The organism is Acidovorax sp. YS12 (assembly GCA_021496925.1).
In the GTDB taxonomy this organism is placed as follows: domain Bacteria; phylum Pseudomonadota; class Gammaproteobacteria; order Burkholderiales; family Burkholderiaceae_C; genus Paenacidovorax.
Genome location: CP053915.1, coordinates 2,770,387 through 2,784,512 on the forward strand (window position 1 = coordinate 2,770,387; position 14,126 = coordinate 2,784,512).

Annotated in this window: 9 protein-coding genes; 4 read left to right on the top strand and 5 right to left on the bottom strand. The window is 72.7% G+C overall.

Annotation, left to right across the window (positions count from 1 at the left end; genetic code table 11):
• Positions 1 to 39 precede the first annotated feature (39 nt).
• From YS110_12645 to YS110_12660, 4 genes are all read left to right on the top strand, one after another.
• Positions 40 to 1,815 (top strand): purine/pyrimidine permease, encoded by a 1,776-nt coding sequence (locus YS110_12645; protein UJB65539.1) that lies wholly within the window; start codon positions 40 to 42, stop codon positions 1,813 to 1,815.
• A 17-nt stretch (positions 1,816 to 1,832) separates the two neighbouring features.
• Positions 1,833 to 2,300, top strand: coding sequence for an ATP-binding protein (locus YS110_12650; protein UJB65540.1), 468 nt, complete (start codon positions 1,833 to 1,835; stop codon positions 2,298 to 2,300).
• Positions 2,301 to 2,497: 197 nt separating this feature from the next.
• Positions 2,498 to 3,091 (top strand): carbonic anhydrase, encoded by a 594-nt coding sequence (locus tag YS110_12655; protein UJB67443.1) that lies wholly within the window; start codon positions 2,498 to 2,500, stop codon positions 3,089 to 3,091.
• A 13-nt stretch (positions 3,092 to 3,104) separates the two neighbouring features.
• A complete protein-coding gene (locus tag YS110_12660; GenBank protein UJB65541.1) occupies positions 3,105 to 4,829 on the top strand; it encodes a purine/pyrimidine permease in 1,725 nt (574 codons plus the stop codon).
• A 478-nt stretch (positions 4,830 to 5,307) separates the two neighbouring features.
• Here the strand turns inward: YS110_12660 and YS110_12665 are convergent, their stop codons facing one another.
• From YS110_12665 to YS110_12685, 5 genes are all read right to left on the bottom strand, one after another.
• The gene (locus YS110_12665) at positions 5,308 to 6,822 is read right to left on the bottom strand and encodes an ATP-binding protein (protein UJB65542.1); all 1,515 of its coding nucleotides are present in this window, start codon (positions 6,820 to 6,822) and stop codon (positions 5,308 to 5,310) included.
• Positions 6,815 to 8,095: a phenylacetate--CoA ligase family protein gene (locus YS110_12670; protein UJB65543.1), complete on the bottom strand. Its 1,281-nt coding sequence runs from the start codon at positions 8,093 to 8,095 to the stop codon at positions 6,815 to 6,817. The genes YS110_12665 and YS110_12670 overlap by 8 nt, the downstream gene beginning before the upstream one ends.
• A gap of 3 nt (positions 8,096 to 8,098) precedes the next feature.
• Positions 8,099 to 10,624 carry a hypothetical protein gene (locus YS110_12675; protein ID UJB65544.1) on the bottom strand — a complete coding sequence of 842 codons (2,526 nt, stop codon included), beginning with the start codon at positions 10,622 to 10,624 and terminating at the stop codon, positions 8,099 to 8,101.
• Positions 10,625 to 10,634: 10 nt separating this feature from the next.
• A complete protein-coding gene (locus tag YS110_12680) occupies positions 10,635 to 11,678 on the bottom strand; it encodes an acyl-protein synthase (GenBank protein UJB67444.1) in 1,044 nt (347 codons plus the stop codon).
• A 346-nt stretch (positions 11,679 to 12,024) separates the two neighbouring features.
• Complete coding sequence (locus tag YS110_12685; protein UJB65545.1) at positions 12,025 to 14,043, bottom strand: SpoIIE family protein phosphatase; 2,019 nt, start codon at positions 14,041 to 14,043, stop codon at positions 12,025 to 12,027.
• Between the last annotated feature and the right edge of the window lie 83 nt (positions 14,044 to 14,126).

Consider the following 14,126-nt stretch of genomic DNA (forward strand, 5'->3'; position numbering starts at 1 on the left):
ATAGCGCGGCGTTTTTACTTTCCACGCCGCCACTGTCCCATGCCCTTGCCCGCCCTGCGCCTGCCTGCCCTGCCCGTGCGGCGCCGCCCGCCCGACCTGGTGTACGCCGCCGGCGAACGCCCGCCCCTGGCCACGCTGCTGGTGCTGGGCGCGCAGCACGCGGCCACGGCCATGGCCTTCATCGCCTACGTGCTGGTCACGGCGCGCATGGCCGGGCTGGACCGCTGGGGCACGCAGTCCATGGTGGCCATGACGCTGCTGGGCATGGCCCTGTGCACCGCGCTGCAGGCCTGGGGCGGGCGCTGGGGCAGCGGCGCGCTGCTGGTGCACATGCCTAACCCGTTCATGATCGCCTTCGGCGCCGCGCTGGTGGCCGCGCACGGCCCGGGCGGCATGGCGGCGGCGGCGCTGGTCTACGGCCTGGTGGCGCTGGCCATGGCGCCGCTGGTGCGCCACATGCGCGCGCTGTTCCCGCCGCCCGTGGTGGGCGTGGTGATCTGCATGGGCGGCATGGCGCTGGTGTCTTCGTCGGTGCGCCACGCCCTGGGCGTGGGCGACGGCCAATGGCACGTGGACGGCGCCAGCGCCCTGGTGGCGGGGGTGACGCTGGGCGGCATCGTGGTGCTGTCGGTGTGGGGCCGGCGCCTGCGCCTCATGGCGCTGCTGCTGGCCATCGGCGCCGGCGTGGCGCTGGCCGCGCTGCTGGGGCGGCTCGAAGGCGCGCAGGCGCTGCAGGGCGTGCCGCTGGTGGCGCTGCCCGCCGTGGCGGCGCCCGTGTTCAGCCTGGACGCCGGGATGATGGTGGCGGTGGCCCTGGTGGCCGTCCTCACGCAGCTGGACATGCTGGGCAGCGTCATCATGCTCGACAAGATGGACGACGCCGACTGGAAGCGCGCCAACATGCAGGCCGTGGCCAGCGGCATCAAGGCCAACGGCCTGGGCGACCTGGCCATGGGCCTGCTGGGCGGCTTTCCCACCTGCGTCAGCTCGGCCAACATCGCGCTGGTGTACGCCACGCGCTCCACGGCGCGCGTGGTGGGCTTCGCCGCCGCGGCGCTGCTGGCGCTGATCGCCTTCCTGCCGCAGCTGACCATGGCGCTGACGCTGATCCCCGAGCCCGTGCTGGGCGCGGTGGGGCTGTACGCGGCGGGCTTTCTGATGGTGTCGGGCATGGAACTGGTGGCCTCGCGCGCCATGGACAGCCGCGCCATCTTCGCCGTGGGCCTGTCGCTCAGCGCCGGGCTGGCGCTGCTGCAGCTGCCGCAGCTGGCCCAGCACGTGCCGCAGTCGCTGCATTTCCTGGTGGGCGACGGCTTCGTGGTCGCGGGCATCCTGGTCATCGTGCTGAACCTGGTGCTGCGCATCGGCACCGGGCAGCGCGCCGCGCAGCCGCTGCAGGCCGGCAGCCCGCAGTTGCACGCCGACATCACCGGCTTCGTCGAGACCCGTGGCGCCGCCTGGGGGGCGCGCCGCGCCGTGGTGCAGCGCGCCGCGCTGGCCGCGCTGGAGGCGGCCGAGGCCATTGCCGCCAGCGCGGGCGGGCCGCGCCAGGTCACCGGCATCCGCGGCAGCTTCGACGAATTCAACCTGGACCTGGAGCTGCTGCACAGCGGCGCCCCGCTGCTTCTGCCCACCGCCACACCCGGCATGCCGGCACCGGCCGGCCTGCTGGACGGCGACGACAGCGCCATCGACGCAGCGCTGGCGCAGATGTCCGGCCTGCTGCTGCGCCACCTGGCCGACGGCGTGAGCGCCAGCGCGGGCAGCGGCGCCGACGCGGGCCAGTCCGTGCTGCGCCTGCACTTCGAACACTGAGCGTGAAAGAACCTGCCATGACCACAGCCCCCACCGACCCGCCGTGGCCGCCCTGGACGGCCGAGCCCGACCGGCTGGCGCCCGGCAGCGGCGCGCCGGCCGTGGCCAGCGCCCTGGCCTGGCTCGAAGCCCTGGGCGCGCAGCACGGCTGGCCGCCCAAGGCCCTGTTCGCGCTCACCCTGTGCGCCGACGAGGCGCTGGCCAACGTCGCCTCCCACGCCCGGCGCGCCGACGGCCAGGACGCCCGGCTGTGGCTGGCCTGCGGCCCGACGCCCGGCGGCCTGGCGCTGCGCATCGAGGACGACGGCGAGGCCTTCGACCCCACGGCCCAGGCCTCGCCGGAGCTGGCCGCGTCGCTGGACGACGCCGAAATCGGCGGCCACGGCCTGCGCCTGATGCGCCACTACCTGCGCCAGCTGCTGTACCGGCGCGAGGGGCAGCGCAACGTGCTGCTGCTGGAGCTGGAGCTGGAGCTGGCCACTTAAAAACATCGCCCCGATTCATCCATTCCCGCCGGCTGCCGTGGCAGCATTCGCACCCGTACCGACCGACCCTTGGAGAAACCATCTTGGCCCATCACGACCATACGCACGCTCCCGGCGCCGCCTGCCGCGACATCAGCCACCTGTTCGAAGGCATCAAGCACTTCCGCCAGCGCTTCTATGAAAAGAACAACGACCTGATGCGCCGCCTGGTCGATCTCGGCCAGGCCCCGCCGGCGCTGGTGATCTCGTGCAGCGACTCGCGCGTGGACCCGACGCTGCTGTCCGACGCCGACCCGGGCCAGCTCTTCGTGGTGCGCAACGTGGCCAACCTGGTGCCACCCTACGACCCCGAGCGCCACTTCGACGGCGCGGGCGCGGCCATCGAATACGCGGTGCTCCACCTGAAGGTGGACCACATCATCGTGCTGGGCCACGCGCACTGCGGCGGCATCAAGGCCATGCTGGGCGCTGCGGGCGGCCAGTTGCTGCAGAGCGACTTCATCGGCAACTGGGTGTCGATGGCGCTGGACGCCAGCCGCCTGCAGTTGTCCGAGAAGGACGCCCAGGGCCAGCCCCTGCTGGCCCCGCTGGAGCGCCTGAAGGACAACCCTGCGCTGGTCGAGCGCGCCTCGGTGGCCGGCTCGCTGAAGAACCTCATGACCTACCCCTGGGTGCGCGAGCGCGTCGAGGCAGGCAACCTGGTGCTGCACGGCTGGTGGTTCGACCTGGACACGGGCGACCTCTGGGCCACCGAGCCCGGCGGCACGCAGCTGATGCCCGTGCTCGACTGACAGAGGTTGGCGCATGAGGCGTCCCGACAACATCGCCTTCGGCGTCAACGACCCGCTGCCCGCCCGGCTGGCGCTGGGGCTGGCGCTGCAGCAGCTCGCCTTCCTGGGCGCGCTCATGGTCATCCCCGACATCTACGCGCGCGCCAGCGGGCTGCCCGAGCCGGGCGGGTTCCTGAACATCGCCTCGGCCACGCTGCTGGTGTCGGCGCTGGTCATCGTGCTGCAGGTGCGGGCGCTGCGCTACCTCGGCGCGGGCTACTACTACCCGCTGCAGACCACGGGCGCAGTGCTGCCGGGCATGTACCTGGTGGCCAGCCTGCCCGGCAGCGGGCTGGACGCGGTGTTCGGCATGGTCTGGGTGGTGGGGCTGACGCAGATCGGCTTCAGCTTCCTCATCCTGCGCATGCGCAACGTCTTCACCACCGAGGTCTCGGGCGTGGCGGTGATGCTCATCGGCCTGGGCCTGGGCGCGCTGGGCCTGCAGCAGATGTTCGGCGCCAGCGCCTACAGCCAGCCGCTGTCGGGCACGTCGCTGCTGGCGGGCGCGCTGGCCCTGGCCACCATGGTGGGCTGCAACGTCTGGGCCAGGGGCCTGCTCAAGCTGCTGGCGCCGCTGGCCGGGCTGCTGATGGGCATGGCCCTGAGCCTGCTGCTGGGCCTGCTGCCCGAGCAGGTGCAGGCCTGGCAGGCGCTGCCCTGGCTGCGCCTGCCGCAGCTGCCGGCGTTCGGCTGGCGCTTCGAGGCCGGGGCCATCGTGCCGTATGCGGTGACCGGGTTCGCGCTGGCGCTCACCTCCATGGGAACGCAGACCATCGTGCAGCGCAGCGCCGACGCCGACTGGGTGCGCCCGCACCTGCGCCCGCTGGCGCGCGGCGTGCGCGCCGAGGGCGTGGCGCACCTGTTCGCCGCGCTGGTCAACGGCCTGCCGCTGGCCGCCAGCGGCGGCGCGGTGAGCCTGGCCGCCGCCTCGGGCAGCGCCAGCCGCTACCTGGGCTACTGGACCGCCGCCCTGCTGCTGCTGGCGGCGCTGGTGCCCAAGCTCATCGGCGCCTGGCTGCTGCTGCCCGCGCCGGTGATGGGCGCGCTGCTGCTGTACCTGGCCACCTTCACCACCCTGAGCGGCCTGCAGCTCATCGCCTCGCGCATGCTGGACAACCGGCGCGTGCTGGCCGTGGGCCTGGGGCTGGTGGTGGGCACGGGCATGCCGGTCATCCAGCCGGCCATCCAGAAGCTCTGGCCCGCGCTGGCCTACGTGGCGCTGTCGGGCCTGGCCGCGGGGGTGTGCGTGACGGTGCTGATGTCCTCGGTGTTCCGCCTGGGCATCCGCCAGGGCACGCGCAAGCGCTTCGTGCTGGCCAGCACCACGCTGGACGACATCACCGAATTCCTCGAAGGCCAGGGCCGGCTCTGGGGCGCGCGCCACGAGCCCGTGCGGCGCGCCGAGCTGGTGGGCTGGCAGGTGGTGGAAGCGCTCACCAGCCACCACCTGGTGGCCGGCCCGCTGAGCGAGATCGAAGTGGAGACGGGCTTCGACGAATACATCTTCACCCTCATCGTGCGCTACCGCGGCGGCCTGCTGCCGCTGGCCAAGCAGCCCCCCTCGGCCGAGGAGCTGATGGCCAGCACCGAGGCCGAGCTGCAGATGGCCGGCTACCTGGTCGGCCAGTCGGCCCACAGCGCCCGCGCCAGCAGCAACGCCGATGGGCTGTGCACGCTGCGGCTGACGTTCGAGAATTGAACCTAGATTCGGCAGTTGAACGCGCTCGTCAGTGCCGTGATCGGCGTGCCAGGCAAGGCGCGACGACGCGGCGGGCTCCTGCCCGCAAGGAGGAGCAACGCCGCATGGCGCGCCGAGCGCGGTGCTGGCGAGTGCGTAGCGCTCTCACCCAACAGGTGAACGCCAGCGAAGCAGCGAAAGTCAGTATCCATACGGCTCTCCTGACGATTGCAAGCGGTCAACTGCCGAATCTAGGTTGAAGCACCCCCTGAGCGGCTGCGCCGCTTCCCCCTCTCTCTGCGCGCTGCGCGCTCCGGGAGGGGGACGCAGCCAGCGGCCTGGCAAAGCCAGCTCCGCGGCTGCCTGGCCTGGGCCGTGCCAGTTTCATACGGCGCTCTCAAAAAAGGAGCTGCCAGCGCTTTCCACGCAAGTCATTCAGACACAAAAGCATCTGAATTCCTTGTACAACAAGCGCTGGCAGCTCCTTATTCAATAGCACCTACAGCAGCTCCTGCGCCCGGTAGGCCGTGAAGACCGCGCTGCGCAGGGCCTCGGCGGCGGGGCCCACGGCGCATACGCGCGCTTCCTCCAGCGTCTGGTTGTTCAGGTACTGCAGGCACAGCGTGGCGGGCCAGGGCATGAAGGGCGTGAGCCCGGCCGCGATGAAGCCCTGCGCCAGCGCCTCGGCGCAGGCCGCGCCGGTGGCGCGCTGGCCCAGGTCCAGGCTCAGGTACACCGCGTCCACGTGCGCGCGGCACAGCTGGCGCAGCGTGCGGCGCAGCACGGGCGCCAGGTCGGCGCCGGCGTGGCGCAGGGTCAGGAAGGCCGCGTTGAGCGCGGCCTCGGCCTGCACCTGCAGGTCGGTGGCGCCCTCCAGCGGCGCCGCGGGCAGGGGCTGGGGCTGCAGCGGCAGGCCGATGTCGTGCGCGCGCGGCAGCACCAGCGGCTGCAGCGCTTCGGGCAGGTACACGGGCTGCGGCGCGGCGGGGCGCAGCAGCTTGCAGGCGTAGTAGACGCTGCCGCGCTCGCCCGTGGGGCGCGCGCCGATGCTGCGAAAGCGCAGGCTGGCCGGCGTGTAGGCCAGCAGCAGCGCCGTGGGCAGGTAGCCCAGGCGGCCGAAGGTTTTCTGCGTGAAGGGGTGCGCCGTGACGGCGTGCACGAAGGCCGCGCGCTCGGGGCGCTGGCGCAGCGCCTCGGTGGCGGTGGACAGCAGCGCGCCCAGCAGCCCGCCGCCGCGCTGCTGCGGCGCCACCACGGCGGCGCCGACTTCGAGCGTGTCGTCGTCGCGGTGCGCCTTCATGAAGGCGATGTGGCCCACGGGAGCCGCCTCGCCGGGCACGGCGGCCACCCAGGAGGTGAGGCGCCCGTCGCCCACGCGCGCCAGGATGCGCTCGGCGATGTACATGTCGGGGTTGACGTAGGAGTAGCCGTAGCTGCGGTACATCAGCCGCGCCAGGTGGATGGCGTCGGGCGCCCGCAGCGGGCGGATCGCGGGCGCCTGGGCCGCGGGCGCGGGCAGCTCCGGCACGTCGGCGCCGTCGCCGGCCAGCGCATCCTCCGCCGCAGCGTCGGGCAGGCGCCAGTGCAGTTCCACGTGGTGGCCCTGCTGCCCCTGGTTAAGCACCTGGCAGCGGTCGGCGAGCTTTTGCATCAGGAAGGCCGCCAGGCCCGCCGCGTCCTCGCGCGCCTGCTCGGGCCGGCGCGGGTTGTAGGACGGCAGCAGGCTCATGTCGTAGGGCAGGCCGTTGTCGCACAGGCGCAGCAGCAGCGCGCCGTCTTCCACGCCCAGGTGCGCCTGCAGCACGTTGTCGGCATCGGCGCTGGCGTCGTGGCTCAGGCGCAGGATGGTGGCCAGGGCCTCGTCGCAGGCGGCGCGCATGCGCTGCTGCGCGACGTGCCCGAAGCCCAGCGCCTGCGCCTGGGCCAGCACCAGCGCCTGCAGCGGGCCGAGCGCCCGCGCGGTGGCGGGCAGGCTCAGATGCAGCCAGGGGGCGATGGCGGCGGGATCAGCCATGGCGCTGGTCCACCACGCGCAGCAGCTTGCCGGTGCGCGGGTTGGTGTGCAGCGCGGACAGCGCCACCCACTGCACCTCCAGCGGATGCACCAGCGCCTGCGCCAGCAGGTCGTGGAACATGGGGCGCGCGGCGTAGATGCCGTCCGCCACGCGCTGGCTCGCGGCCGCGCCATGCGCCTGCGGCTCGGCCACGGCGATGCGCAGGCAGCAGGCGTCGCGCCGGGCGTGGTGCGTGACCACGAGCTGGAAGTCCTTGAGCCCCAGCGGCGTGCCGGAATGCTCCAGCGCGTGCAGCGCCTGGCGCACGTCGTCGATGTACAGCGTCATGGGGCCGATGCGCGCGCCCTCCTCGGTGCGCCCGAGCAGGCGAAAGCGCCGTGCCGGCGTGCCGGGCGGATCGAGCCACTCGCCCTGGTCGCCCACCGGGTAACGCACGATGGGCATGAGCCGGCGGTGCAGGTTGGTGAGCACGATGCGCCCGGGCTGGCCCGTGGCCTCGATGGGCTGGCCGTGCTCGTCCAGCAGTTCCATGACGGTGCTCTCGTCGAAGCAGTGGTGCACGCCCGGCGCGCCGCCGGGGCTGGCCCAGCCGAGCTCGCCGTAGTCCACCCCGGCCACGCCGATGGAGCGCACCTGGCAGCCGGGGAACACAGCCTGCACGGCGGCGATCTGGTCTTCGAACATGGGCTCGCCGCCGTACAGAAAGGTCTGCAGGCGCAGGCGCGCGCGGTCCTCGGGCGTGAGCTGCTCCAGCAGCTTCATGAGCGTGGTCGGCACGCCGGCGAGCACGTTCAGGTCGAACTGGCGCCAGGTGGCGAGGATTTCGTCGAGGTCGTCGCCCGCCACGGGGTAGCAGATGCCCACGCCCGCCGCCTCGATGGAGCGCGCGATGAACAGGAACGACGCGTACAGCTTGCCGGCGTAGAACAGGTTGCCGATGCGGTCGCCGGGCTGCAGCCCGGCGCGGCGCATGCCCTGCCCGAAGGCGTCGGTGAAGCGGCGCCACTCAGCGTGCGTGAACACCGAGTACTTGGGCTGGCCGGTGGTGCCGCCGCTCTTGAAGGTGATGCCTTCGGTGACCGGCGCGGTGAACACCTGGTTGCCCTGCACGGTGTTGGCGGCCCAGAAGCGCTGGCTGTCGAGCACGGGGTAGTCGGCCAGCCGCGTGCTGCCTGGGGGGACAGCCGCGTAGAAGTCTCTATAAAACGGCGAGTGCGCGCGGGCGAAGGCCAGCAGCTCGCCCAAGGCACGGTCGGGGGACAGAGAAGACATGGTTCAGGCTCCGGCGCGGTGGTCGCAGACATGGATGAGCTTGCCGCTGGCCGCGTTGCGCACAAAGTCGGCATCGGGCACGCGGCGGATGCGCAGCACGAACGGCAGCGCGGCCTCGGCCACGCACTGCAGCGGCTCGTAGCTGGCGAACAGCTCGGCCACCACGGCATCGCTGCGGCGGTCGTCCCACAGATCGCTGACCCAGATGTCGAGCAGCGTGCGCGGGCCATCGCTCTGCACGTGCAACTGCACCGCCCCGGCGTAGCCGAAGCGCTGGCCCAGCGTATCGGCGAAATGGCGGTAGTTCATCAGCGGGCCGGCCTTGAACACGTCGCCCAGGCGCCCGAGCAGCTCGAAGCGCGGCTCCTGGCGGCCGCAGGCGCAGGGGCCGCTCACCCAGCGGCCCATGTCGCCGATCTCGTAGCGCTCGATGCGCGGGGCGCTACGCGCCAGCGGCGTGAACAGCAGGCGGCCCACGGCGTCGCCCTGCACCGGGGCGTCGCGCTCCAGCTCGACGATCTCCAGCGTCTGCAGCCGCGTGTGCAGGTGGTGCACGGTGCCGCCGCTGTGCAGGCACTGGTAGCCCATGGGGCCGGCGTCGTTGGAGCCGTAGGCGGCCGAGCGCACCAGCGCCACGCCGCATTCCGCGGTCAAAAAGCGCTCCTGCGCGGCCGACAGCGGCTCGCCGCCGTAGAAGATCTTCTTCACCCCGCCCCAGGCGCGCAGGCGCTCGCCCTGCGCGGTGAACAGCGCCAGCAGGTGCGGCGGCACGCCGACCAGGGTGTTGGCCTGGTGCTCGATGATCTGCTCGGCGATCAGCTCGTAGTCCGGCAGCAGCGCCATGGGCAGCTGCAGCACGCGCAGGTGCTCCAGGATGGTCCAGAAGCTGATGAAGCCGCCGTACAGGTGGCCCGCGGCGAACAGGTTCATCACGCGGTCGGTGGCCGGGTCGAGCCCGGCGGCCACCATGCCGTCGGCGGTGGCGGCCATCTGCGCGTGGTAGTCGGCCCAGCGGAAGCTGGAGTACGCCACCTTGCCGCTGGAGCCGCCGCTGCGCACCACCAGGCCGGCCTGCGGGTCGCGCGCCTCCAGGGACTGGAAGCCGCTCTTGTCCAGGATGGGCCCGCGCGGCGCGGGCAGCCTCTGCGGCGGCTCCAGCGCGTCGAGCTGGCCGAAGTGCTGGAGCACGGGCGGCCCATCGACCGACACGCGCCGCGCCAGTTGCTGCAGGGCGTACACGCCGTCGTGCGGCGCGCCCAGGTAGCTGTCCACCATCTCGCCGGGGCGGGTGATGCGGCTCACGCCCGCCGACAGCAGCACGCGCGCCAGCGGCGCCACGCTGGCCAGGCCCGCGGCCAGCCCGCAGGTCTGCAGCCAGGCGCGCATGGGGCGCAGCAGGGCGGCGAGCTGCGCGCGCTGCACCGGTTTGAGCCAGATGGTGCGAAACAGCGGCGAGGGGCGCAGCCCTGGGCGCGTGTCGAGCACGATGCGCCACTGGCCCTGCGGGTCTTCAGTGACCGCCGTGAGGCCCAGCGGCGCCTCGCAGCGCGCCACACTGAGCACGGTGGTGATCTCGGCCTGCTCGGCGCTGTCGGGCTGCTGGCCGGGAATCTGGGGCGAGACGCGCGCCAGCAGCGCCGCCAGGCGCGCGGCCACGGCGTGCAGGCCGGCCGCGTCGGTCTCCACCATCAGGGTCTGCGGGCTGGAGCAGGCCTGCTGGTCGAGGCGGCAGATGTCGCGCGCGAAGCCCTCCAGCGCGGTGTCGTCGTCCAGGCAGTCGGCCGCCAGATAGCCGAACGAGACCTTGTGCCCCCAGGTCACCAGGCGCGCATGCGCCGGCACCAGCGCGCGCACGGCGGCCACGGCCTTCTCGCCGCCCCAGGCCGAGACCACGTCGGCGCAGGCGAAGAGCTGGCGCAGCGCGCCCTGGTCGCTCGACGGCAGGCGCAGCACGGCCATGTAGGCGGCGAGCTGGCCAGACGGGTCGGCACCGGCCAGCGCGGCGGCGAACAGCGCGGCCACGCGGCCGTCGCGCGCGCTGGTCTTGACCACGTTGACGTTGCCCGCCATCAGCCCCTCGACCAGGCCCATGGCGGCGGCCGTGAAGACGTTGGACGGCGCCACGTGCACCACGCAGCCGCAGGGCGCCCAGGCCTCGTACTGGCGCCCGGGGTAGCGCCGCTGCAGCGCGCCGGGGTGGGCGCTGCCGAGTTCGCTGCGCAGCTTCTCCTGCATGGCGTCGCGCGCCAGCATGGCGGCCATGGCCTGCAGCATGGCGTCGGCGTCCTCGGGCGGGCAGGTGCGGCAGGCTTCCTCGAACAGCGCGGCATGGCAGCCGCTGCGCGCCTGCAATTGCTGCGCCAGGCGGTCGCAGGCGGCCAGCAGCGCCTGCAGCGGGAAGGGCCGGGGCAGCGTGGCGTCGATGTGCGCGCCCAGGCCCTGCAGGGCCTGGGGCAAGGCATCGGCGGCGATCCACTGGCCGAACCAGTAGTGCGTGCCGGTCTCGGGCGTCAAGTCGGTCGTGTGCATGGAATTCCTTTCAGGCCGAGGGCAGCAGATCCGCAGCGGCGGCAGCGCAGCTCTTGTTGCTCGACGTGCCGGCGCGGCCCAGCACCTCGAACCACGGCGTGGGGCAGCCGCAGCCGCAACTGCCGGCAGAGTGGCGCACGGCCAGGTCGCCCATGACCACGCTGTGCGCGGGCACCGAGGTGATGTAGGGCGAGAGGAAGGACAGGAAGCCCGGCTGGCCGTCGGGCACGGGCGCGAGGGTGCGCACGTCGCGCACCAGCACGCGCGACCACATGGGCGCGTGCAGGCGGTGCCGCGTGCAGCCGACGTAGGGAATGCTGTGCTCCACCGCGCCGAAGGTTTCGACGATGCGCTCGGGCGCGATGCCCAGCCAGTGGGTGATGCTGGCGTGCAGCACGTCCTTGGCGATGGCCTGGTCGGCGTGGCCCTTCCAGCCGCCGCCGAAGATCACGCAACTGCCTTCGGGCAGGCGCAGCGGCGCCAGCCCCAGGCGCTGCATGCGCTGCAGCGCGAAGTGCAGGAAGGCCGGGAAGCCGATGATGCGCGCCGGCACGCCGTCCTGCGCATAGTCCTGCAGCGCCGCCAGGGCGCCGAAGGCGTCGAACTCGTGCTGGCCCTCGCCCACGGCGCGCAGCGACCAGAACACCTTGGCCGGCGGCGCGTAGCGCATCAGGTACTGGTTGGTGTTGGAGGTGCCCACGCGCAGGCCCTCGTAGGGCTCGTAGGCGTTGACCAGGTAGTTGGCCGGCGCGCTGCTGGCCACGCCGCGCGCCTGCATCACGTCGTCCACCATGCGGCGCGCGTTGCCGATGGTGAAGGCGTCGAAGAACATCTGCGACTTCTGCCCCGTGGTGCCCGAGGAGGTGAGGTGCAGGGCCACGGCGTCTTCGGGCACCGACAGCGCCTCGTGCTGCTTGAAGAAGTTGGCGTGCACGGGCGGCAGGGCGACGAGGTCGTCCAGCGTGGCCAGCGCGTCCACCCGCACGCCCTGCTGCGCCAGCAGCGCGCGGTACCAGGGCGAGCGCTGCTGGTGCCAGCGCGTGAGGTCGCGCATGGCGGCGATGAAGCCGGCCTCGGTCTGCGCCTCGGGCGCATAGGGCGTGGTGTGGGCGCAAAAGCGCTGCACGCTGTCCGGCGCCGTGGCGGCGCTGTCGCAAGGGTCGCAGGGGATTTTCAAGGCATGTCCTCCAGAGGGCTGGGAAATTCTAGTAACGGGCGCACGCGCCGCCCGGGACGATGTTGGGCGCCTGCGTCCGGGGCGAGGGAACCCGTCCCGCGCTGCCGCGATGCCGTGCCAGCGCAAGGCGCCGCTATTCTTTCAGGAGCTGCTAGCGCTTGATTGGCGGTCACTTCACAATAAAAACACTGTCAAACCATTGCCAATCAAGCGCCAGCAGCTCCTATTTTTGATGACCCAGGTAGCGCAGCGCCACGCAGGTGATGTCGTCGGCCTGGGGCGCGCCGCGCTCGAAGGCGTGCACGTCGGCCAGCACCTGGGCGGCGATGTGCGCGGGCGCGTGGTCGGTGGCGGCCAGCGCGGCGTGCAGGGCCTGGCCCAGGCGCGCGTCGCCGTACTCCTGCCCGTCGGGGTCGAAGGCTTCGGTCACGCCGTCGGTGTAGAGAAAGAGCTGGTCGCCGGCCTGCAGATCCACGCTGCCATGGCGGTAGGCGAAGCCCTCGCTCACCGCCACGGCCACGCCGCCGGTGCGCGCCAGCGGCGCCACGCTGCCGTCGCCGCGCAGCAGGTAGGGCGGGTTGTGCCCGGCGTTGACGTAGCGCACATGCCCGCTCTCCAGGTGCAGCACGCCGTAGAACAGCGTGACGAACATCATCTGGTCGTTCTCCGCCGCCAGCAGGTCGTTGAGCTGCGCCACGCAGCGCGTGGGCTCGGCGATGAACTGCGCCGTGGCCTTGAGCAGCGTGCGCGTGATGGTCATGAACAGCGCCGCCGGCACGCCCTTGCCCGACACGTCGGCGATGACGAAGCCCAGGTGCGCGTCGTCGATGAAGAAGTAGTCGTAGAAGTCGCCCCCGACCTCGCGCGCCGGCGTGATGTGGCAGTGCAACTGCACGCGCGCGTCCTGCGGCGGCTGGCGCGGCAGGATGCTGAGCTGCACCTGCGCAGCGATCTGCAGCTCCTGCTCCAGCCCGGCCAGGCGGTTCTTGGTGATGAGCGCCTCGCGCAGCTCCTGCACCATGCCGGTGAGGCGCTGGTGCTGGTCGATGAGGCGGCCCGACAGCTCGTTCATCACGCCCGCGAGCTGGCGCAGCTGCTCCTCCTCGCTGCGCCCGGCCTCGAAATCGAGCGGCTGGTGCGTGGCCTGGGCCAGCGCCTGCAGCTTGGTGCGCAGCAGGCGCTCCTGGCGGCGGCGCACGCGCTCGCGCAGCGCGCGCGTGGCGGCCAGCTCCTGGGCGTTGCGCCGGAACGTGGCCACGGCCTGCGCGATGCGCCCGATTTCGTCGTTGCCGCTGTAGGGCAGGTGCACGCTGGCGTCGCCCTGCGCCAGGGCCTGCAGCGCGTCGATGGACTTTTCCAGCGGCTGCAGGCTGCGCCGCAGGTACCAGTTCAGCCCCAGCAGCACGGCCAGCACCAGCGCCGCCGTGCCGCCCAGCGCCAGGCGTTCGAGGAAGCGGCTGGCCTCGGCGTCCTGGGTGTGGTCGGCCAGCGTCACCAGCGTGCCCGCCGCATGGCCAGCTAGGTCGTTCACCGGCATGCTGCTGACGGTGTAGCTGCGCGCGTCCAGCTCCAGCTCGGCGTATTGGGCGCCACGCAGCGCCACGTGCGGGGCCGCCGCCTGCCACAGCGCGGCATCGGTGGTGCGCAGCAGGCGCCCGTGCAGGTCGAGCAGGGCCACCGCCGCGCCCGTGCGCCGGGCCATCTGCGCCAGGGCATGGCCGGCGTCGCGCGCCAGCACCAGCACGGCGGCATCGCCCTGCCCCGCCAGGCGGCGCGTGGACAGCACCAGCACCTTGCTGCTGCCGACCAGGCGCAGGCCGTCCACGGCGTCGCCCACGCTGGCGCGCTCCAGGCTGTCGGCGTCGAGCAGGGGGCTGTCCAGCGTCTGCCCCCAGAGCATGGGCGCGCTGCCCATGCCCAGCAGCGCCACCAGGGCCAGCGGCCCGTCCGGCCCGGGCAGCAGCCCTTCGCGCTCCATGGCCTGGGCCAGGTCGTCGCTGTCGCCCAGCCGCACGCCGCGCTGGAACTGGGGCACCAGGAGCAGCTTGTCGGTGGACTCATCGAGCGCGCGGTCCTCGGCGGCCAGCGCCTCGGCCCACAGCGCCGCCTGCGCGCTCTGGGCGGTGGCGGCCAGGCGCTGGCGCAGCAGCTGCTCGTGCAGCAGGCTGCCGCCCAGCAGGCACAGCGCGGAGAACAGCAGCCCGGCCGCGGCGATTCCAGTGATGCGTGTGCGCAGCAGCATGTCAGTTATCCATGGCGCCACGCGCCACCCGCAGCCCATGAAACCGGCGCGGCCCATGCGCGGGCCACCGCGCAAGGGCCGCC